We start from the raw sequence: 19,514 nt of genomic DNA, 5'->3' as shown, positions 1-19,514 counted from the left end.
GGGCTGTTCTGGAATGCGGAAGGCAGCAGTGTGCCCGAGATTGGGCCCGGGCACACGCCTGCCGTGCCATTACAGGCGATCAAGCGGGATTTTCAGGTAGCGCGTGCCGTTGGCTTCTGGTGGCGGCAGGTCGCCTGCCCGGATATTGATTTGGATCGCGGGCAGGATCAGCGTGGGCATCGCCAGGGTCGCATCGCGCTGCTCACGCATGGCGACGAAATCCGCTTCGCTGATGCCGTCATGCACGTGGATATTGCGCGCGCGCTGGGCGGCGACAGTCGTTTCCCAGGCCGGTTCGCGCCCGGGCGGCGGGTAATCGTGGCACATCATCAGCCGCGTGTCGGGCGGCAGGCCGAGCAGGCGCTGGATGGACTGATAGAGATGGTGTGCGTCGCCTCCGGGAAAATCGCAGCGCGCTGTACCGACATCGGGCATAAATAGCGTGTCGCCGACGAACACGATCTCGCTGTGCTCGCCATCGCCCTCGATGCGGTACGCCATGTCGGCCGGCGTGTGTCCCGGTACATGCCAGGCTTGCGCCCGCAAATTGCCAATCTGGAAAATCTCGTCGGGCGCGAACAGGTAGTCGAACTGCGAGCCGTCGAGGCGAAATTCCGGTTCGAGGTTGAAGATCGGTCGAAAGGTGCGTTGCACCGTGCGGATCTGCTCGCCAATGGCAATGCGCCCGCCGAGTTGCTGGCGCAGATAGGGTGCCGCCGAGAGATGGTCGGCATGCGCGTGGGTTTCCAGCAGCCAGTCGACCGTCAGCCGCTGCGCGCGTACGAACGCGATGACGCGATCTGCCGACGTGGTAGATGTGCGTCCGGCCTTGGGATCGTAGTCGAGCACCGAGTCGATGATCGCGCAGCGCGATCCGGGAGCTTCGTACACGACATAGGTGACGGTGGCGGTCACAGGATCGAAAAAGGCTTCCACATTGGCTGGCACGGCAGGTCTCCTCATGGCCCAATGAAATCATATTATTGATTTATATATTGTTTGTCAATATAATGAAGTCTCTCAGGAGCATATCTGCATGAACGAAACCGTACAGTCCCCGGATGTCAGCCTGTTGCGCCATGCCGCGGGGCAGGCCTGCGGCCTGCTCAAGGCCCTGGCCAATGAAGACCGGTTGGTGATCCTGTGCCAGTTGGCCCAGGGCGAAGCGAATGTCGGCGGGCTCGAGGAATGTCTCGACATCCGCCAGCCAACCCTCTCGCAGCAACTGGCGGTGTTGCGCGACGAAGGCCTGGTGGCCACCCGGCGCGAGGGTAAATATATCTATTACCGGCTGGCGGGCACCGAAGCGATCGAAGTGATGAATACGTTGCACCGTCTCTATTGCGAACCCGGGGAGGCAGCATGACACTGGACTGGCTAAATTTCACGCCCTGGACAGCCCTCGCGGGCGGGCTCCTTATCGGCCTCGCCGCAGCGCTGTTCCTGCTGGTCAATGGCCGGATCGCCGGCATCAGCGGCATTCTCGGGGGCCTGTTGCGCGCGCCGGCGGGGGACCGGCGCTGGCGTGTCGCATTCCTGCTCGGCCTGGTGGCCGCGCCGTTTGCGTGGCGGCTGTTTGCCGCGATGCCGGTAGCCGTGATCGAGGCAGGTCCGCTGCAGCTGATTGTGGCCGGGCTGCTGGTCGGGTACGGCACGCAGCTCGGCTCCGGGTGCACCAGCGGGCACGGCGTGTGCGGCGTGTCGCGAGCTTCGCCGCGTTCCCTGGCGGCGACCCTGCTGTTCATGGCGGCAGGCTTCGTTACCGTATATGTGGTACGCCATGTTCTGGGAGGCGCAGTATGATAACGGTCGGTGCATTTTCCGCTGGGCTGCTGTTCGGGCTGGGGCTGATCCTGTCCGGCATGAGCAATCCGGCCAAGGTCCTGGGATTTCTTGATCTGGCCGGGCGCTGGGATCCCTCTCTGGCGCTGGTCATGGGGGGCGCGGTCGCGGTTGGTTCGATTGCTTTCGCGCTGGCGCGGCGCCGGGGCCGGACGGTGCTGGGCGGGCCGATCCGCCTCCCGGAAGCCACCCAAATCGATCGCCGGCTGGTCATTGGCGCCGTGCTGTTCGGCATGGGTTGGGGCGTGGCGGGATTCTGTCCCGGCCCGGCCATCGTCGGTGCGGCAGCAGGTTATGCCAAGGCCTGGATATTCATGGCCGCCATGCTTGCTGGCATGGCGGTCTACCGTTTCAGTCGTTTTAGTCAGTGATCTCTCTGAATGAAGGATGTTTCATCATGACGCTCACCGTCACGCAACATACGCCGCAGTTCGCAACCGCCGGCCAGATCGACGCCGCGGATGTGGCTGCGATCGCCGCCGCCGGGTTCCGTTCGATTGTCTGCAACCGTCCCGATGGCGAGGGTGGTCCTGACCAGCCGGCCAGCGCTGCAGTGGCGGAAGCCGCGCAGGCCCATGGCCTGTCGTTTGCCTACCTGCCGGTGGTGCCAGGCATGATTACGCCGGCTGACGGCGCGGCCTTCGCCAAGCTGCTGCAGGACATGCCGGCGCCGGTGCTGGCCTATTGCCGCAGCGGCGCGCGTTCGACTTCGCTGTACCAGATCTCCGGCGTCAAGTAACGCTACTTGCCCGGTGGCGCGTCCGTCGCCGCCGGCCCCCTTCCGCTTTTTTCCTGCGGCCAGATTTCGCGCTGAGACGGCGGCTTCCGCCGCGCCCTTCCTGTTTGCCAACCCTCCCCGAGATACCGGACATGCTTGCTGGCATGGTGCACCGGAGACTGACCGCGCATGCCATGCGAGCACATGGATTTTAAGAATTTTCTTGTCTGCGCCCTAAATCGTGGCGGATGCTCGACCGGTTGACGGGAGTTTGCTAAATTCATTGCATCACCCGCTGAGTCTGACTGTCTTGCCGGCGGCGTGCCGGAGTGGGCCGCGCACCGCGACGGCGGTGAACCCAGGCCCGGACCCAAGCGAGGATCCATGCGATGAAGAGCGCCGACACTACGGCCAGCTTTACCCGGCGCACGATCGTCGAGTGGCTGATTTTCGCGCCGATCATCGTCATCCTCACAGCATATGCCGCATCGTTCAGCGGCCTGGGACGCCCTGACCAGGCGCTCTACGATCACAGTATTGCCCGCCTGCATCGCACGCCCTCCCCGGAAATCGTGATCGTGGCGATCGACGATGCCAGCATCCAGGCCCTCGGCCGCTGGCCGTGGCGGCGCGCCCTGCATGCCTCGCTGCTGACGCACATCTGTGCCACCCCGGACATGCAGCCCCGCGCCCTCGGTCTGGCGCTGATCCTCTCCGAACCCGACGAGCGCTATCCGCACGATGACGTGGCCCTGGCCAATGCCATGCGGCGCTGCCCACATGTGGTCCTGCCGGCGACCATCGAATCGATCGGCAGCAATCGCGCGGAGGTACGACGTCCCCTGTCGATCTTCGCGGCGCGGCACGGACACATCAACCTGGAAATCGACTCCGACGGGATTGCGCGCAGCGTCTTCCTGGTCGAGGGCGACCGGCGCAACCCACTTGACCATTTTGCCGTCGAGATGGTGGCAGACGATCCGCGTTTTCCCAGCGCGCTCCCTAATGTCGGGCGACAGCGTGCGCGCCCGGTATCCGCCATGTTCGGGCCCAACTGGACGCGTGACAAGTGGATGTATATCCCGTTCGTCGGTCCACCGGGCAGTTTCGAGACGGTCTCGTACGTGGATGTCCTGCGTGGCAGTGTCCCGGAGAGCATGTTCGCCGGCAAGTATGTACTGATCGGTGCGACGGCGACCGGCCTGAACGACAGCTTTCCGACAGCCGTCTCGGGATCCGGGCAGGGCATGAGCGGGGTGGAGATCATCGCCACCGTCATGCAAAGCCTGATGGACGGCTCGGAGATCGCACCGCTGTCACGCCAGTGGAGCATGCTGTTGTCGGTGGTCGCGGTGCTGGTGACGCTCGGCGCCGTGCTCCTGCTGCCGCCCCGCTGGGCCTTGCTGGCGACCGGTGTGATTCTCGTCAGCGTGCTGCTGCTCTGCCTGGTGCTGCTGGATCGCGCCCATGTCTGGTTTGCGCCGATGGCTGCACTCATCGGGATCGCACTGGTGTATCCGATATGGAGCTGGCGCCGGCAGGAGGCAGCGCTGCGCTATCTGGCGGATGAGTTCAGCCGGCTTGATCAGGAGCCTGTGCTGTTTCATGAGGCGATCAGCACGCATCGCATGAGCGATACGCTCGACCAGCGTGTCATGGACATGCACCGCGTCACATCGCGCGTACGCAATTTGCGGCAGTTCCTGGCGGATGGCATCGATAGCGTGCCGGATGCCACTGTGGTCTGTAACCTGGGGGGGCGCGTGACGCTGGCGAACCGGCAAGCGGTCGCCCTGATCGGCCACCTCGATGTTCCGGGCGTGGGGCGCGACGGGCTGGAGGACGGAGGCGCAGCACTGCGCGACATCGTGGCGGAACTGTTCCCCGACTCCGATGCCGGCCAGCGGTATGTCGAGCAACTGATCGCTGGCGAGACCGCGCCACTGAGCGAGCGTAGCGTCGATGGCATCGAGCTGACCGACCGGAGCGGCCGAGCCATGCTAATGCGCGGCGGGCCATTGCGCACCTCGATGGGCACGACGGCCGGCTATATCGTCATCTGGGTGGACATCAACTCGATTCGCCAGGCCGAGCGCAAGCGCGAGGAAATGATGCGTTTCCTGTCGCATGATATCCGTTCTCCCCAGGCATCGATCCTCGCCTTGCTCGAACTGCAGAAAGACCGCAATACGGCAGTCAGCGAAAACGAACTGGCGCAGCGCGTGAGTAACTATGCGCGCCGCACGCTGGGGTTGGCGGACGAATTCATCCAGCTTGCCAAGGCGGAATCAAGCGTCATCCGGCAGGAGCCGCTCGACCTGGTCGAGATTGTCATGGATGCCTCCGATGAAATGTGGGTCCTGGCCAATGCGCATGGCGTGACCTTGCTGACCGACCTGCAGGTGAGTGAAGCGTCGGTGGTGGGCGACCGTTCCCTGCTGGTGCGTGCGGTCATCAACCTGACCGGCAATGCCATCAAGTTCAGCCCGGCCAAGGGTACGGTGACCTTGCGCCTGCGCGCGGAGGACCACGTCTATGTGATCGAGGTCATCGACCAGGGGCGGGGCATTTCGCCCGAAGACCAGTTGCGCCTGTTTCAGCCGTTCCAGCGCATCCAGGTTCCGGGCCAGGTCCAGCCGGAAGGGATCGGGCTCGGGCTGGTGTTTGTGCGGACAGTGGTGCAGCGGCACAACGGCGATGTCGGCGTCCACAGCGCGCATGGCGCTGGGGCGACATTCTTTATCCGGCTGCCGGCCCAGTTGACGGAGATGGCGGCATAGTCACCGGTACGCCCCAGTCGGCATGCGTGTCCGGGTGGCTCCACACAGCGAGGTGCAATTGCGATAGTGCCAGCGGATCGCTCAGCAGCAGGTTGCGTTGTGCGTTGTCGAGTGCCTGCGGTCCGTTGCGCTGTGCGATCTGTACCAGCCGGGATTTCTGGAAGCGCAGTGCCGCACGCTGGCGAGGCCGTGCGGTGCCGGTGGCACAGGCCAGTGCGTTGATGTGCGGATCGACCACGGCATCGATGAAGCCGGGTAATGCCCGGGTGCGGCGCAAATACCGCTGCATGTCGCGCAACTCGCGCGGTGGGCGGGCCTCTTCCGGGATCAGGAAGAAGCGGGCGCGCCGCAGCCATCTACCCAACGAGACACGGCTAAGAAATACCGAGAGTGGAATCGACACGACCAGCGCACCGACGATAGGCAGCAGCCACAGCAGATAAGACGGATTGAGCCACCACACGAGCGCGCCCCAGCCGAGACCGAGCAGCGTGTACAGGCCATGCCGGCGGATCGCTTCGCCCCAGGTGGTCTCGGCATCCTCGCGCGGTGGCGATTTCCAGCTGATGCCCCAGCCGCTGAGAGCGGCGGTGACGAAGGTACTGTGGAACAGCATGCGCGTCGGCGCGAGCAATGCGGAGATAACCACCTCGATCAGCATGCTTCCGACCAGACGCAGATTGCCCCCGAACTGGCGCGCGCCGTGCGCCATGATGACGGCGACACTGAGGATCTTCGGCAGGAACAGTAGCGTGGCCGTGACGGTGAACAGGGCGAGCGCTTTTTCCGGATGCCACTCCGGCCAGTTCGGAAACAGCTGGTACGGCTGGCTGAAGTATTCCGGGGCGACGAGCGTGTGTTCCGCCAGCAGCAGCGTGGAGATGAGCAGGAACAGGAACCACAGCGGCGCCGACAGATAGGCCATCACACCGGTCAGGAAGACGAAACGGTGCACGGCGTGAAAGCCCTGCTTGAGCCACAGGCGGAAGTTCATCAGGTTGCCCTGGCACCAGCGGCGATCACGCTTCAGTTCGTCCAGCAGGTTGGGCGGCAGCTCCTCGTAGCTGCCGTGCAGGTCATAAGCGATCCAGACAGACCAGCCCGCGCGTCGCATCATGGCGGCCTCGACGAAATCGTGCGACAGGATCTCGCCGGCTAGCGGACCCTTGCCGGGCAGCGGCGCGAGCGCGCAATGCTTGATGAACGGCGCGACGCGGATGATGGCGTTATGCCCCCAGTAATGCGATTCGCCAAGCTGCCAGAAGTGCAGGCCGGCGGTGTACAGCGGACCGTAGACGCGCGTGGCGAACTGCTGCACGCGGGCGTACAGGGTTTCACGGCCGAATGCGTACGGCGCGGTCTGGATGATGCCGGCGTTGGGCGCGCCTTCCATCATGCGTACCATGGTGGTCAGGCATTCGCCGCTCATCACGCTGTCGGCATCGAGCACGACCATGTAGCGATACTGCGTGCCCCAGCGTCGGCAGAAGTCGGCGACGTTGCCAGTCTTGCGCTTGACGCGGATCTTGCGCCAGCGGTAGAAAATGCGCCCGAAGGCCTCGAGCTCCTGGCAGAGCGTGCGCCACGCCGCCATCTCCGCGGTGCGGATGTCGGGGTTGCCGCTGTCGCTGAGGATGAAGAAGTCGAAACGGTCGAGCTCGCCGGTACGCGCCACGGAGGCGTAGGTCGCACGCAGGCCCGCGATGACCCGCGCCACGTCTTCATTGGCGATCGGCATGATAATGGCGGTCCGCGCTTCGGGTGGAATCGGCGTCTCGCGGTTCGCCATGCGCGATACCAGGAAGCGGTCCCCGCGCAGCAGTAGGGTCCAGAAGCCCATCAGTGCGGTCCAGAAGCCGGCCGATACCCAGGCAAAGAGAATCGCGAAGAAAGCCATCACGCCCATTTCCAGCGGCTTGGTGCCGCTGTAGGGCAAGACGACCGACATGCCATATGTCGCGTAGGCAGTCTGCAGGATGACGAGCAGCAACAGGATGTAGCGGCGTGTCTTGCCGGCCAGGTTCCAGCGCCAGCGCGGCGCCGGGGCGTCGGAAGCGCGCTCCTCCACAGGGTGACCACGCAGGCGTTGCCACAAGCGCTGTGCGCCTGCCACCACGATATGCGGTGGCCACGCCTCCGGCACCATTGAGGTTCGATGGGCAGGGGGCATGGTGTCGAGGCGGGTGCGACCTTCGGCATCGTGTGTGATGCCTGTCAGAGAGTGTGTGTCGGCGGTACCGTACCGGCCGCCAGTCAAGCGTGCTTCCACCGAGGCGTAGGCGGGCGGGGTGCCGTCGGCAAGGTCGCTGCCACCGGCCAGTTGCTCGTGCAGCGCCGACATCGCTGCGGACGCGCTCGCTTGGGGCTCGCGCGGGAGCGTGCGCTCGATGGCTTCCCGCTGTGCGGGGGCGAGGGCCAGTCGGTCGAGGTAGGCGTCGACACGCGCGGCGGGCTGCGCCGCCGTGTCACGCGGTGCGGTTAGCTTGGGGGAAGGATGTAGCTCCACGTTTCTGAGATCGCAATGTTGCCGTTACGGAGGTAGCCACGCAGTTCGACCGGCTTGTCCGCGTCGACACGGCGGATGCGGATGTTCATGCGCCCGCCGCCGGTGGCCTCGTTGCGTTGATAGTAGGTGTTCAGGATCTGCACATTCTGTTCACCGGATACCACCGGTTCGATGCGTGCCTTGTCGCCGAGCGATTTGAAGACCGTGCCTTCGAAATCCACCACGAACAGTTCGCTGTCATCGGGCTTGCCGTGGCCCCAGCCATGTCCGCGGCGCGTTTGCGTGACCCACGCCTGGTTGGGGCGGGGCTCGTTGTCCTTCTGCCACAGCATGCGGTACTCGAGGTCGTACGGCTGCTTTGGCGCGGGTGGCGTGTCGGGAATCCATTGCGCAACGATGTTGTCGTTGGTCTCGTCCGGCGTGGGAATCTGCACCAGCTCGACCCGGCCTGCGCCCCACTTGCCCTTCGGCTGGATCCACACGCCAGGACGTGTCTCGTAGCGCAGTGCCAGGTCCTCGTAGCTGGCAAAGCGGCGGTCGCGCTGCAGCAGGCCGAAGCCCTGTGGGTTGCTTAGAGCAAATGATGTGACGAGCAGGCGCTTCGGATTGACCAGCGGCCTCCAGATCCATTCGCCCGTCCCGGAGTGGATAGACAGACCGTCCGAGTCATGGGCTTCCGGGCGGAAGTCAGGCACCGCGGGCGGCTGGTTTTCGCCGAAATAGAACATGCTCGTGAGCGGGGCGATGCCAAGCTTGCTCACATTGCTGCGCAGGAACAGGCGCGTTTTCACATCGACGATGGTGTCGTCGCCCGGCCGGATCGTGAAGCGATAGGCGCCCGTGGCGCGACGTGAATCGAGCAGGGCGTACACCACGATCTCGCGCGCTCCCGCGGCCGGCCGCACGAGCCAGTACTCGACGAAGTGCGGGAATTCCTCGCCAGAACTCAACGCAGTGTCGATTGCGAGGCCGCGCGCCGATTGACCGTAGTGCTGGTTCTTGCCGAGTGCGCGGAAATAGGTGGCGCCCAGGAAGGAGATGATTTCGTCTTTGTACTTCGGCGTGTTGATCGGGAAATGGATGCGGAAGCCGGCAAAGCCGAGATTGCGCAACTTGGCTGGATCAACTTTGTTGGCGCCGTAAGTAAAGTCGGCTGGGTTGAAGCGGATTTCGCGCACGCCTTGTGCGTTGACCTCATTGATCTTCACCGGGCGGTCGAAGAAATAGCCCTGATGGAAAAACGCGATCTCGAACGGCAGCGTGTTATTGCGCCACAGGAATTTCTCCGGCCGGTAGCGGATGTCACGATAGGCATCGAAGCTGAGGTTTTCGAGTTCGCGAGGAAGATTCTTGGCAGGAGCTTCATAGTTGCGTTGCGCGAGGGCCTTGGCCTTGGCTGCGACGTCGTTGAAATCGAAAGCCTGTGCGGCAGGAATGCTGCACAAGGCCAGTACCATGCCAACGATGCACGCGAGCGACGGGGATGTCCGCCCCACGCGGGTTGCGGAAAACATACGGAAGAAGAACAACGGCCGATGAGTCACGATAGAGTCGCAATCGAGGTCATGGGGATCCTCCATGCGGCGTCACGCGTCACGATGACCGGCGCGGGAGCGCAGCAGGGAGAATGGCGGGAGCAGAGCCGCGAGATGCTTTGCGCTGCAAGGCATCTTGATTGTAGAACGCCATGGCCGGCCTACCGGCGGGGCACAATCAGGGCAATAGGCATCTTCATTATCGTGAAGCGATGGTGTCGCGTGAATCACTTTTTCGTTTTGTTACTTTTAGAGCGCTGTCCGCGTCACGCTTGGAAGCACGCGGGCTCCGGGCTATAGTGGAAGGACGAGCAGACAACGACAATACGCACACGAGCGCGCCGCAGCATATGCATCGATAAGGCGGCATGTTCCGTGGCGAACTCAGCAAGGAGACGTCATGCAGCTCAATATGCCGAACGGCCCGCACCACCTGGGTCGCGCGCACGAAACCGATCCGCACGCCTCGATGGTGCATAGCGAAGGCAGTGGTGACGATACGGTCGAAACATGCAAAATGACGGCCGCGTCCGCTGTGATTGCCGTCGTGTTGGTGCTTGGCGCTATCCTCGCGGTGGGTTATGTGATGCCGCTAGTGTTTTCGTAAGCAGGCACGGCAGTTCGATTCCGGAGTGGCGGAACACTTGTCGGCAGACAGACTCCAATTGCGTTGATACCGCTTTTTCCGGATGCTCATGAAATCATCTTTTCTTTCCCGCAGCCTCCTGGCTGCCGCCCTCGCGCTTTCTGCCACCGCTGCATCCGCGGTCACCATTTCCGACACATTGGGTACGCTCGCGCTCGGCGCTCCGTTTCCTCGCCTGCCATTGTGCGCGGATGTGCGCACCCCGGACGGCGAGCGCTACACTGCCCTGTGCGCCGACACTGCGCGCTCCGACCGCTCGCTGATGATGATCGGCTTCCCCGAGAAGCTGCGTCCGGACATCATGGACGGGAACCGCGCAGTAGCTGTCGTCGACGGCGCGAGCCTGGTGGGTCTGGTGGTGCCGACGCAGGGCGCCAAGTCGGATGCCAAGGTGCTGGCCGCACTGACCAAGGCGTTTGGCAAACCGATGCGCGTCGAGCAGGAGCAGGTTGCCGGAGCGGGCGGCCGCATGGTGTCGGCAACGCATGCCGGCTGGATCCGCGCACCCATGACCGTGGAGATGTACGCGATTCCCGACCAGCCGGATACCGGTACGGTCGAGCTGCTCACGGACGCGGCGCGTCCGCTGATGGCTGCTCCGTCTGCTGCCTCGGCTGCGGGCGCCGCGCCGCGCGGGGCGGCCAGTGCACCAGCCGCCAAGCCGCGCCAGGGCTGGTGATCCGCGCGCAGTGTTGCGACTGGTTACACGGATTACACCGGCTTGACCCAGTCATGACGCGCGACGCGCTATAACGACCTTACGCACATGGGCAACACGACTTGGCATGGCTTCGTGATTGCACTTTGTCTACAGATCTCGTAAGGATTCGCCATGAAAGCACTGTTGATTGCCGCTGCCGCGGCTGTACTGGGGGGCTGCGCCGTCTACCCTGCTGATCCGTACTATGGCTACGGTGAGCCGGCAGTCGTGGCGCCTGCGCCGGTCTATGTTGCGCCATCCGTGTATGTGGGGCCGCGTTACTACCATCGTGGCTATCGCGGCGGTTATCGCGGCGGTTATCGTCACTGGCGCTGATCCGGGTGGCAGGCGCCGGCCATCATGAGGCGCCTGTCAGGTCTTGCTAATCCTGGGTCGGTGCTGGCACGTTGCGCGCCGGCGCAGCGCCGGCTTCGCCGTGGGGATCGCCCCGCAGGCCAGGCCAACTGGGCGCCAGGGTCTGGGTCAGGCCCAGCGTATCGATGACCCGGCCGACCGTATGATCGACGAGGTCGGCAATGCTCGTTGGCTTCTGATAGAAACCGGGAACCGGAGGGAAGACGATCGCCCCCATTTCCGTCACCGCCGTCATATTACGCAGGTGCGCGAGATTGAGCGGCGTTTCGCGGACCATCATGATCAGCCGGCGGCGCTCCTTCAGGCAGACGTCGGCCGCGCGCGTGATAAGGTTGTCCGATAAACCGTGTGCCACGGCGGCCAAGGTCCGCATCGAACACGGCGCGATCACCATGCCATGCGTGGCGAAAGACCCGCTGGCAATCGTCGCGCCAATGTCGCGCGGGTTGTGCACGACATCGGCCAGCGCTTCCACGTCGGCGCGATCCCGGTCCAGCTCGTGCTGCAGGTTCATCACGCCGGCTGGCGAGATCAGCAGATGCGTCTCGACCGCAGCATAGTCGCGCAACACCTCCAGCAGCCGTACGCCATAGATGGCGCCGGTGGCGCCCGTGATGGCGATGACGATGCGCTGCGCGGACACGCTCAACCTTTCAGCAGCGTTTGCAGTTCACCGCTCTGGTACATCTCCATCATGATGTCGGAGCCGCCGATGAATTCGCCGTTGACATACAGCTGGGGAATGGTGGGCCAGTTGGAGAAGGTCTTGATACCCTGGCGGATGCCTTCGTCTTCCAGTACGTTGACGGTGGTGGGCTGCTCGACACCGCAGGCCTTCAGGATCTGAATGGCACGGCCGGAAAAGCCGCACATCGGAAACTGTGCCGTACCTTTCATGAAAAGCACGACCGGGCTGCCGTTGACGATTTGTTGAATATGCTGTTGGACGTCGCTCATGAAACTCTCGCAAAAATTCGGGGGATTGAATCAATAGGATTCTAGCGGAATTGGCAGGTTCCTGATCCGGCTGGCAGGCGCGCACCCCGAGCATCACGATGTCGGCCACGCGAAAGCCCGGGTGCGCGGGCTCAGGCCGGTCCGGCGGAAGCGGTATTTCCCGGCCAGTATCCGCCGGTGCAGCGTTCCTGTCCGGCCAGATCCCGCCGCGTTGTCACCTCGGCAAATGCGGCAGCCTGAAACAGGCCGCGCACGGCCTCTCCCTGATCGTACCCATGTTCGACCAAAAGCCATCCGCCTGATGCGAGACGCGCCGGCGCGCCGCTGACAATAGTACGCAATGCGCTCAGCCCGCAAGCGTGATCGGTAAGCGCACCAACGGGTTCGAAGCGCAGGTCGCCCTCGCGCAGGTGGCTGTCGTCTGCCGCGATGTAGGGCGGGTTGCTGACAATGAGCTGGTAGCGTGCTTTTGGTTCGATGGCTGCGTACCAGTCGGAAGTTGCGAAAGTCGTGTTGTCTGCGCTCAGGTCAGCGGCGTTCTGCCGTGCCAGGGCAAGCGCCGCCACCGATATGTCGGTGGCCAGCACATGCGCATCCGGCCGTTCCAGGGCGATGGTCACGGCAATGATGCCGCTGCCGGTCCCCAGTTCCAGCACGGCTGGCGTCTCTTCATCGCGCAATACGTCCAGCGACCATTCGACCAGGGTTTCCGTATCCGGTCGTGGAATCAGCACTGCCGGGCTGACTGCGAACATCCGGCCGAAAAACTCGCGTTCGCCCAGCAAATACGCCATCGGTTCGCCCTGCTGGCGACGCGCCACGCGTTGCAGGAAGGCGGTGCGGACGACCTCGGAGGGCGTGGTCTGATCCTGCGTAATCAGTGCAGTACGGCTCAGTCCGCTGCAAAATGTCAGCAACATGCGCGCTTCCAGCGCCGGCAGCCCGGCTTTCACGGCGTACTGCAGCAGCGTGCTAATGGTGCATGGCGCGTCGGGCGGAGGTGGAAGGGCAGGCATGAGCGGATGGCGGTGAACGGTTCAGCCTGAACCATACAGACCAGGTTGCCAGCTTGGCAAGCCTGTAAACGAAACACCCCGCCGGGTTGCGGCGGGGTGGAGCAGACCGGTGAGCGGTCTGGCGAAATGCTTACTTCTTGACCGCGTCTTTGGCGGCGTCCGCGCCAGCTGCGACGGCATCCTTGGCGCTCTGCATGGCGCTGTCGGCTGCGGCCTTGGCGTCCGACGCTGCTTCGGAGGTTGCTGCCACGGCATCGCTAGCCGCAGCCTTGGCTGCGTCCGCTGCCGACTTGGCGGCATCGGCTGCGTTGTCCGCCGCAGCCTTGGCCGAATCAGCGGCCTGCTGCATTGCTGCATCGGCGCTCGCGGGCGCTTCTTCTTTCTTGCCGCATGCCACCAGTACACCTGCCATCATCAACAACGCCAGCACTTTTTTCATGATTTCATCCTCATCGGGTTTTAATATGAGTCGAGCTGATCCGCTTGAGTGGCCTGGACCAGACAAACGGATTATAGGCTTTAGCTAACGTCTGTTATCGAATTCGTTGCAAAACCTTACAAACGATGATCCTTTTTGTCGGGAAAAGGCTGCACTTAGGCGGCTATTCGCGATCTGCGCCGAACGTCAGCCATTTTCCTGCTCGCCGAGCGCGGCCAGCAGGTCCGCTTGGTGTTCGGCCGCCAGGGCGCTGAACAGTTCGTCCAGATCGCCGTCCATGATGGCGTCTATCTTGTACAGGGTCAGGTTGATGCGATGGTCGGTAACGCGGCCCTGCGGAAAATTGTAGGTCCGGATGCGGTCACTACGATCGCCGCTGCCGATCAGGTTGCGGCGGGCGTCCGCTTCCTTGCTCTGCGCCTCGCGGGTTTGCCGGTCCTTGATGCGAGCCGCCAGTACCTTCATGGCCTTGTCCTTGTTGCGGTGCTGGCTGCGATCGTCTTGGCATTCCACCACGATGCCGGTCGGCAGGTGGGTGATGCGGACAGCGGAATCAGTCTTGTTGATGTGCTGGCCACCCGCGCCTGAGGCCCGGAAGGTGTCGATCCGCAGGTCAGCGGCCTTGATTTCGACATCCGCAAGCTCGTCGGCTTCGGGCAGCACGGCGACCGTGCAGGCGGAAGTGTGGATGCGCCCCTGGGTTTCGGTAACAGGCACGCGCTGCACGCGGTGCCCGCCGGATTCGAACTTCAGCCGCGAAAAGGCCCCCTGGCCAGCGATCCGTACGATGATCTCGCGGTAGCCGCCCAGTTCCGAGGGCGATTCGCTCATGACTTCGACCTGCCAGCGCTGCCGTTCCGCGTAGCGCGTGTACATGCGCAGCAGATCGCCGGCAAACAGCGCGCTCTCATCGCCACCAGTCCCGGCGCGGATCTCCAGGTACAGGTTGCGCTCGTCGTTGGGGTCGCGCGGCAACAGCAGCCGTTGCAGTTCCTGTTCCAGCGCCGCCTGCCGGTTTTCCGCGGCATCGATTTCCTCCTCCGCAAACGCCTTCATGTCCGGATCGGCGAGCAGGCCCTGGGCCGCTTCGATATCGCTCTGTGTCTGTTGGTACAGGCGGTACTGGTCCACCACGGGCTCCAGTTCCGCACGTTCCTGCGTCAGCTTGCGGTACTGGTTCATGTCGGCGGTCGACTGTTCGCTGGCGAGCAGCGCATCGAGTTCGGTCAGGCGCTCGGCCAATTGGTCGAGCTTGGCAAGCATGCTGGGTTTCATGGGCGCGGCAGTGAAAAAACGGAGCAGGAAGGGGGAGCGCCGCCGTTGCGCGGCGCCCGCGATGGCCACCCGGATGGTCCGTCCGGGCAGGTCGGGATGCGGGACGCTAGCGTTCGGAGTGTGAACTGTGCCGGAACAGCTCAGGGGCGAGGCGCATCAGCGCCTCGCGGTCCTCGCCGCTGAGATGGTTGAGCGCGTGTACCGGACCATGCAGGAATTTCTTGGTCAGCGCGACCGACAGCGCCTCCAGCACAGCCTCCGGGGCATCGCCGCGCAGCAGCATACGCTGTGCCTTGTCGAGCTCCGCCTGCCTTAGCAGGTCGGCCGAGCTGTGCAGATCGCGGATCACTGGCACCACGCTGCGCGTCTGTAGCCAGTGCATGAAATTTTGCACGCGCGTCTCGATAATGGCCTCGGCCTGCGCCACGGCAGCCTGGCGCAGGGCGTTGCCTTCCTGCACCACGGCGGCAAGATCATCCACCGTATACAGGAACACGTCGTCGAGCCGGGCGATTTCCGGCTCGATATCGCGCGGCACGGCCAGATCCACCATGAACATCGGCTGGTGCCGGCGGCGTTTCAGGGCGCTCTCGATCGCACCCAACCCGATGATGGGCAGGGAGCTGGCGGTGCAGGAAATGACGATATCGAATTCATGCAGGCGCGCCGCCATGTCGGTCAGGCGGATGGCGCGGCTTGTCAGCCCCTGGGCGGAGAGCTGTTCCGCCAGGCGCTCGCCCCGCTCCACCGTGCGGTTGGCGACGACGATTTCCAGCGGTTTCTGCGCGGCAAAATGCGTGGCGCACAACTCGATCATCTCGCCCGCGCCGATAAACAGCACACGTTGCGTGGCAATGCTTTCGAAGATGCGCTGCGCCAGCCGGACGGCGGCGGCGGCCATCGACACCGAGTGCGCGCCGATCTCGGTCTGCCCGCGCACTTCCTTGGCGACGGCAAACGTCCGCTGGAACAGCTGGTTCAGGTAGGTGCCCAGCGCACCCGCTTCGTCGGCGGTGCGCACGGCATCCTTCAACTGGCCGAGAATCTGCGTTTCGCCCAACACCATGGAATCGAGGCCGCTAGCGACACGAAAGGCGTGCCGGACCGCTTCGGATTGCGGCAGCGCGTACATGTGCGGCGCCAGATCGCCCGCCGGGACACGGTGGTAGTGCGCCAGCCAGTGGATCGCCTGCTCGTAGGTCGACGGGCCGTCTTGCCCAGCGCTGGTTGCACAATAGATCTCGGTCCGGTTGCAGGTCGAGAGAATGGCGGCTTCGGCATTACCGGGCTTCACCAGTTTTTCGCGCAGCATGCCGAGTGCCGGCTTGATTTGCTCGAGCGGAAACGCCACCTTCTCGCGAAGCGCGAGCGGTGCGGTGGTGTGGTTGATTCCGATCGTCAGCAGCTGCATATGTGAGGGTAATAAAGGCCGGCGTCTTGGCGCGGCGGCCTCCCTCATTATATCGCTTTGTCGCCAATCTCCGCGAACCGCCTGGTGTGGGGCGGGCGCTGGCCGTGGCGCGTCGGTGGCGGGTCGAGTCTGGCTGCCGTGGGGTCAGGACGCCATGGCGACGGGTGTCGGCTCGGTTGTGGCGCAGGGCGCACTGTCGACCAGTTCGAGCCGGTAGCCGTAGCTGTACACCGGGAACAGCCGGAAGCCGTTGTCCGGCCTCAGTTCCAGCTTGGTCCGGATGCGCGAGATATGCGTGTCCATGGTGCGCGACGGAATGTCATGGTCGCGGCCCCAGATGATTTCGTGCAGGTAGGAGCGCGACAGCGGCCGCGAGATATTGCGGAACAGGATCAGCGCGAGCTCGAATTCTTTCTGGGTCAGGCTGACGGTCTCGCCGCGGAATGTCACGCTGTTGCGGCGGGCGTCGAAGGTGTAGCCGGCCAGTACTTCCGGCACCAGAGCGGCCGGCTTGGTGGCTGGATAGGCGCGCCGCGCCAGCGCCTCGACGCGCGCGATCAGTTCCGCCTGCCGCAATGGCTTGACCATGTAATCGTCCGCCCCGTAGCCGAGCGCCTCGACGATATCGCTTTCCGTGGCCCGGCTGGTCATGAAGACCACCGGCAGGGTGGGCGAGACATTCTGCCGGACCCAGCGCAGGACGCTGAGCCCGTCGACATCGGGCAGCCCCCAGTCCAGGAACAGCAGGTCATAGGTTTCGCGCCGGATGCGCTGCATCAGCTCGCGGCCGCGTGAAAAGCAGAAGCAGCTGTGCCCCTGGCGGACCAGGAGCTGGCTGACAAACTGCGCCTGTGAAAACTCATCTTCCAGAATTGCGATGCGCATACGTCGATCCTAGCGAATGAAGTTGAGGTCCGTCGCATTATATCGGCGTGATTAATCGCGGCAAGGAAAATAGATAATCAAAATGAAAAATCGTTGAAAATACGTTTAATACATTTTATTGAGGTTTTTTGATTTACATATTCAGGTTTTGATAAGTATGAAATCTCATTGCTGAGTATGGTAATCCGGCACTTCCCGCTGGATCGCATGCATCGGAGATAATCCAGGAAGTCAGGCGGTCACAACAGGGTAAGAAAGCACTTGGCGTCGTGCGTTAATTTGATATCCTTCGCATGGCTTCGCAGAAAGAAAATATCCTGCAGAGCCAGGCGAATGTAAAACTCAAGATGAGGCCGATGTGCCGAGGGGAAACGATGGGGTGGCTCGGAACCGTATTGGTCGGGATGGTGGTCGGCTTGGCCGGACGCGCGACGCATCCTGCCCGGCCAGGCATCGGTTGGGGGATCTCGGCTTTACTCGGGGGCATTGCGGCGTTGCTTGCCAAGTATGGCGGCCAGGCGGCGGGGTTGTACGTCGAGGGAGATATGGCCGGCTGGATCGCAGCCATTGTCGCCCCGACGTTGATCGTGCTGGTCTATGGCATGTTCGCGGGGCGTCGGCGGTAGCACTGCCAGGGTAAACGGCTGCCGGGAGCGGGGCCTGTTCGCCTTACGTTGGGCATCGGGGCGCGCTCCCGTACCGCGCCTTTTGAAACGTCAAGGGCCGCATATTCCATGCGACCCGCGCGAGGCAAGCGACGGTCAGGCTGCATCCAGGGAGGCGAACGGCACGGCTGCGGTGCCGCCGTTTCCCCTTTCGCTGTACGAGTGAAGCTGAATCAGACGTTGATCACACGTTTAAACGTTGATCGGTTGGCAAAGTGCCGTGAATGCTAGGTTTCGCGGGGAAATCGCGCCACGGCCTTTGCGGGAATCGCTGGAAGTACCCCCAGTTGTACCCCCATAGGGGTATCGGGATGATAGATCAGTCTGGATGCGGGTGCCAGCGCTGCGCCTGCTGGATAAAACGGTTATGGCGCAGACCGCATTGTTGGCTGACGCTTGGAACGGTACGCGATGAGATGCAGGGGAACGGGCCACTGTGGCCCAGACCTTGGAGAACTCTCATGGCAGACCATCACACCCGCCACAACCCGCTGGGGCAAAACGCCCTGTTCGCCACGCCGGCCTCGCTCATGCTCGATGCCCGCCTCACGCCGCTGGAGCGCAATGGCTGGCAGGTTCTGCGCATGCTGCGCTCTGCCGAGGGCATCAGCCCACTGGCGAATCTGGGGCAGTTGCGCCGCTATCTCACCTCCACCCCGCTGGGGCAGCGGGCCGGGTACGAGACGGCCCGGCGCGTTCTAGTCGTGCTTCGGCTGACGGGGTGGATCAGTCTGGCGGGCCAGCAGCGCGATCCTCTGACCGGCCATGTGCTCAGCGAGCTGTATCAGGTTCAAGAAAGCGCCCTGCACTTCCAGCAGGCCTGCGCGCTCGATGCCAGTCTGCCCGCGCTTCTGCAAGCCTCCATCGGCCACGAAAACAACCAGGTAGATCGGGTGGCCGTCCACATTCAGGCAACGCTCGCGCAGGCACCTGAAGCCGCCTGCATGGTGGCCCACGACCAGCGTCACGATGACGATGATTTGCCCCCTACGCCGCCGTCGCAGGCGAACGAGGCAGCCGACCCACTGCCATTGTCTGGTGATTCCGCTGGCAGCACGCTTGTTCCGCAACAGACCGGACACGCTCGCCACATGACGGCTGAGCAGGGCAGTACGTATAAGACGTATATGTATAAAAAAGAACGTACGTACCGCGCGCGCGAAGGCAACGGCGATTCAGCATCGCAGTGGGTGAGCTTGCCGCCTTGCCTGAGTAATGCCCAGGCAGATCCGCAAAAGGACGTGCAGGCCGCCTTGCGGCGGCTGCCGCCGCAGCATCGCCAGGAAGTACTCGATGAGTTGTAGGCACGCAGCCAGAGCGGCACCGTACGCAATGTCGTGGCCTACTTCTTCGCCTTGGTGAAGCGCGTACTTGCCGGCGAGTTCCGTCTGTGGGCAGGACGTAAAGAGATGTCTGCCACCCCACGGACTGCCGAGAATCGGCCTGCAGCTCCGCCGCGTACCGAAGACCGCTCAGAACCGACTGCGCAACCGGCATCGCGTGAAACCGCCCTGGCGCACATCGCCAACATCCGCAAGATCATGAACGCCTCGACGAACGCTGGAGACATCGCAGCACAGACAATGCAGGCCAGGGGATGGCAGCCGCATCCTGCGTAGCAAATGCTGCCGCGAAACGGGGCGTCACTGCACGCCGCAGTGACGACCCCGCCCACGCCAGCAAGAATGCGGGCGAATGCCGAATCCTATTGCGTGCGGCAGACATGATGATGGCCGCCCTACACTGACCGGGCCGTTGCCAAGA

At 63.5% G+C, this 19,514-nt stretch carries 20 protein-coding genes; 10 read left to right on the top strand and 10 right to left on the bottom strand.

Features of this window, described 5'->3' with window-relative positions:
* Positions 1-69: 69 nt before the first annotated feature.
* Positions 70-963 (bottom strand): MBL fold metallo-hydrolase, encoded by an 894-nt coding sequence (locus tag ACQ3C8_RS12750; RefSeq protein WP_428851774.1) that lies wholly within the window; start codon positions 961-963, stop codon positions 70-72.
* 73 nt (positions 964-1,036) lie between these two features.
* On the opposite strand from ACQ3C8_RS12750, the gene ACQ3C8_RS12745 reads away from it, so the two are divergent.
* The 5 genes from ACQ3C8_RS12745 (at position 1,037) to ACQ3C8_RS12725 (ending at position 5,340) form a co-directional block, all read left to right on the top strand.
* Positions 1,037-1,366, top strand: a complete 330-nt coding sequence (locus tag ACQ3C8_RS12745) for an ArsR/SmtB family transcription factor (protein ID WP_009523673.1) — start codon at positions 1,037-1,039, stop codon at positions 1,364-1,366.
* The gene (locus ACQ3C8_RS12740; protein ID WP_428851773.1) at positions 1,363-1,803 is read left to right on the top strand and encodes a YeeE/YedE family protein; all 441 of its coding nucleotides are present in this window, start codon (positions 1,363-1,365) and stop codon (positions 1,801-1,803) included. Before ACQ3C8_RS12745 ends, ACQ3C8_RS12740 begins: the two co-directional genes overlap by 4 nt.
* Positions 1,800-2,213, top strand: coding sequence for a DUF6691 family protein (locus ACQ3C8_RS12735; RefSeq protein ID WP_428851772.1), 414 nt, complete (start codon positions 1,800-1,802; stop codon positions 2,211-2,213). Before ACQ3C8_RS12740 ends, ACQ3C8_RS12735 begins: the two co-directional genes overlap by 4 nt.
* A gap of 26 nt (positions 2,214-2,239) precedes the next feature.
* Positions 2,240-2,581 (top strand): TIGR01244 family sulfur transferase, encoded by a 342-nt coding sequence (locus tag ACQ3C8_RS12730; RefSeq protein WP_009523670.1) that lies wholly within the window; start codon positions 2,240-2,242, stop codon positions 2,579-2,581.
* Positions 2,582-2,949: 368 nt separating this feature from the next.
* On the top strand, positions 2,950-5,340 hold the full coding sequence (locus ACQ3C8_RS12725) for a CHASE2 domain-containing protein (protein WP_428851771.1): 2,391 nt from the start codon (positions 2,950-2,952) through the stop codon (positions 5,338-5,340).
* On the opposite strand, the gene mdoH is transcribed toward ACQ3C8_RS12725, so the two are convergent.
* Together mdoH and ACQ3C8_RS12715 are read right to left on the bottom strand one after the other, a co-directional pair.
* Positions 5,300-7,846 (bottom strand): glucans biosynthesis glucosyltransferase MdoH, encoded by a 2,547-nt coding sequence (mdoH, locus tag ACQ3C8_RS12720; RefSeq protein WP_428851770.1) that lies wholly within the window; start codon positions 7,844-7,846, stop codon positions 5,300-5,302. The genes ACQ3C8_RS12725 and mdoH overlap by 41 nt on opposite strands.
* Positions 7,819-9,360 carry a glucan biosynthesis protein G gene (locus ACQ3C8_RS12715; protein WP_428853082.1) on the bottom strand — a complete coding sequence of 514 codons (1,542 nt, stop codon included), beginning with the start codon at positions 9,358-9,360 and terminating at the stop codon, positions 7,819-7,821. Before ACQ3C8_RS12715 ends, mdoH begins: the two co-directional genes overlap by 28 nt.
* 421 nt (positions 9,361-9,781) lie before the next feature.
* On the opposite strand from ACQ3C8_RS12715, the gene ACQ3C8_RS12710 reads away from it, so the two are divergent.
* The 3 genes from ACQ3C8_RS12710 (at position 9,782) to ACQ3C8_RS12700 (ending at position 11,063) form a co-directional block, all read left to right on the top strand.
* Positions 9,782-9,988, top strand: a complete 207-nt coding sequence (locus ACQ3C8_RS12710) for a hypothetical protein (RefSeq protein WP_009523666.1) — start codon at positions 9,782-9,784, stop codon at positions 9,986-9,988.
* Between the two features lie 88 nt (positions 9,989-10,076).
* On the top strand, positions 10,077-10,706 hold the full coding sequence (locus ACQ3C8_RS12705; RefSeq protein ID WP_428851769.1) for a hypothetical protein: 630 nt from the start codon (positions 10,077-10,079) through the stop codon (positions 10,704-10,706).
* Between the two features lie 153 nt (positions 10,707-10,859).
* On the top strand, positions 10,860-11,063 hold the full coding sequence (locus ACQ3C8_RS12700; protein ID WP_009523664.1) for a hypothetical protein: 204 nt from the start codon (positions 10,860-10,862) through the stop codon (positions 11,061-11,063).
* A gap of 46 nt (positions 11,064-11,109) precedes the next feature.
* Here the strand turns inward: ACQ3C8_RS12700 and ACQ3C8_RS12695 are convergent, their stop codons facing one another.
* The 7 genes from ACQ3C8_RS12695 to ACQ3C8_RS12665 form a co-directional block, all read right to left on the bottom strand.
* Complete coding sequence (locus tag ACQ3C8_RS12695; protein WP_428851768.1) at positions 11,110-11,745, bottom strand: UbiX family flavin prenyltransferase; 636 nt, start codon at positions 11,743-11,745, stop codon at positions 11,110-11,112.
* A gap of 2 nt (positions 11,746-11,747) precedes the next feature.
* Positions 11,748-12,059 (bottom strand): Grx4 family monothiol glutaredoxin, encoded by a 312-nt coding sequence (gene grxD, locus ACQ3C8_RS12690; RefSeq protein ID WP_009523662.1) that lies wholly within the window; start codon positions 12,057-12,059, stop codon positions 11,748-11,750.
* A 131-nt stretch (positions 12,060-12,190) separates the two neighbouring features.
* A complete protein-coding gene (gene prmC / locus ACQ3C8_RS12685; RefSeq protein WP_428851767.1) occupies positions 12,191-13,075 on the bottom strand; it encodes a peptide chain release factor N(5)-glutamine methyltransferase in 885 nt (294 codons plus the stop codon).
* 130 nt (positions 13,076-13,205) lie between these two features.
* Entirely contained in the window at positions 13,206-13,514 is a 309-nt protein-coding gene (locus ACQ3C8_RS12680) for a hypothetical protein (protein WP_009523660.1), read from the bottom strand.
* Between the two features lie 186 nt (positions 13,515-13,700).
* Positions 13,701-14,789, bottom strand: coding sequence for a peptide chain release factor 1 (gene prfA / locus ACQ3C8_RS12675; RefSeq protein WP_428851766.1), 1,089 nt, complete (start codon positions 14,787-14,789; stop codon positions 13,701-13,703).
* A 106-nt stretch (positions 14,790-14,895) separates the two neighbouring features.
* Complete coding sequence (gene hemA / locus ACQ3C8_RS12670) at positions 14,896-16,200, bottom strand: glutamyl-tRNA reductase (protein WP_428851765.1); 1,305 nt, start codon at positions 16,198-16,200, stop codon at positions 14,896-14,898.
* 144 nt (positions 16,201-16,344) lie between these two features.
* Positions 16,345-17,085, bottom strand: a complete 741-nt coding sequence (locus ACQ3C8_RS12665; RefSeq protein ID WP_009523657.1) for a response regulator transcription factor — start codon at positions 17,083-17,085, stop codon at positions 16,345-16,347.
* A gap of 293 nt (positions 17,086-17,378) precedes the next feature.
* Here ACQ3C8_RS12665 and ACQ3C8_RS12660 point away from each other — a divergent pair, with 293 nt between their 5' ends.
* Together ACQ3C8_RS12660 and ACQ3C8_RS12655 are read left to right on the top strand one after the other, a co-directional pair.
* A complete protein-coding gene (locus tag ACQ3C8_RS12660; protein ID WP_428851764.1) occupies positions 17,379-17,711 on the top strand; it encodes a GlsB/YeaQ/YmgE family stress response membrane protein in 333 nt (110 codons plus the stop codon).
* Between the two features lie 500 nt (positions 17,712-18,211).
* Positions 18,212-19,054, top strand: coding sequence for an STY4528 family pathogenicity island replication protein (locus tag ACQ3C8_RS12655; protein ID WP_428851763.1), 843 nt, complete (start codon positions 18,212-18,214; stop codon positions 19,052-19,054).
* Positions 19,055-19,514 lie beyond the last annotated feature (460 nt).

The organism is Imbroritus primus (genome assembly GCF_964332355.1).
GTDB lineage: Bacteria > Pseudomonadota > Gammaproteobacteria > Burkholderiales > Burkholderiaceae > Imbroritus > Imbroritus primus.
This window is presented reverse-complemented; position numbering and strand designations above follow the sequence as displayed.

Bases quoted from the DNA above. Each gene is read 5' to 3' on its own strand.
- ACQ3C8_RS12715 (WP_428853082.1), bottom strand. From the start codon at position 9,360: ATGTTTTCCGCAACCCGCGTGGGGCGGACATCCCCGTCGCTCGCGTGC.
- prfA (WP_428851766.1), bottom strand. From the start codon at position 14,789: ATGAAACCCAGCATGCTTGCCAAGCTCGACCAATTGGCCGAGCGCCTG.
- ACQ3C8_RS12665 (WP_009523657.1), bottom strand. From the start codon at position 17,085: ATGCGCATCGCAATTCTGGAAGATGAGTTTTCACAGGCGCAGTTTGTC.
- grxD (WP_009523662.1), bottom strand. From the start codon at position 12,059: ATGAGCGACGTCCAACAGCATATTCAACAAATCGTCAACGGCAGCCCG.
- ACQ3C8_RS12735 (WP_428851772.1), top strand. From the start codon at position 1,800: ATGATAACGGTCGGTGCATTTTCCGCTGGGCTGCTGTTCGGGCTGGGG.
- ACQ3C8_RS12700 (WP_009523664.1), top strand. From the start codon at position 10,860: ATGAAAGCACTGTTGATTGCCGCTGCCGCGGCTGTACTGGGGGGCTGC.
- ACQ3C8_RS12725 (WP_428851771.1), top strand. From the start codon at position 2,950: ATGAAGAGCGCCGACACTACGGCCAGCTTTACCCGGCGCACGATCGTC.
- ACQ3C8_RS12655 (WP_428851763.1), top strand. From the start codon at position 18,212: ATGGCAGACCATCACACCCGCCACAACCCGCTGGGGCAAAACGCCCTG.
- hemA (WP_428851765.1), bottom strand. From the start codon at position 16,200: ATGCAGCTGCTGACGATCGGAATCAACCACACCACCGCACCGCTCGCG.
- ACQ3C8_RS12750 (WP_428851774.1), bottom strand. From the start codon at position 963: ATGAGGAGACCTGCCGTGCCAGCCAATGTGGAAGCCTTTTTCGATCCT.
- ACQ3C8_RS12730 (WP_009523670.1), top strand. From the start codon at position 2,240: ATGACGCTCACCGTCACGCAACATACGCCGCAGTTCGCAACCGCCGGC.
- ACQ3C8_RS12745 (WP_009523673.1), top strand. From the start codon at position 1,037: ATGAACGAAACCGTACAGTCCCCGGATGTCAGCCTGTTGCGCCATGCC.
- ACQ3C8_RS12660 (WP_428851764.1), top strand. From the start codon at position 17,379: ATGGCTTCGCAGAAAGAAAATATCCTGCAGAGCCAGGCGAATGTAAAA.
- ACQ3C8_RS12680 (WP_009523660.1), bottom strand. From the start codon at position 13,514: ATGAAAAAAGTGCTGGCGTTGTTGATGATGGCAGGTGTACTGGTGGCA.
- ACQ3C8_RS12705 (WP_428851769.1), top strand. From the start codon at position 10,077: ATGAAATCATCTTTTCTTTCCCGCAGCCTCCTGGCTGCCGCCCTCGCG.
- prmC (WP_428851767.1), bottom strand. From the start codon at position 13,075: ATGCCTGCCCTTCCACCTCCGCCCGACGCGCCATGCACCATTAGCACG.
- ACQ3C8_RS12710 (WP_009523666.1), top strand. From the start codon at position 9,782: ATGCAGCTCAATATGCCGAACGGCCCGCACCACCTGGGTCGCGCGCAC.
- ACQ3C8_RS12740 (WP_428851773.1), top strand. From the start codon at position 1,363: ATGACACTGGACTGGCTAAATTTCACGCCCTGGACAGCCCTCGCGGGC.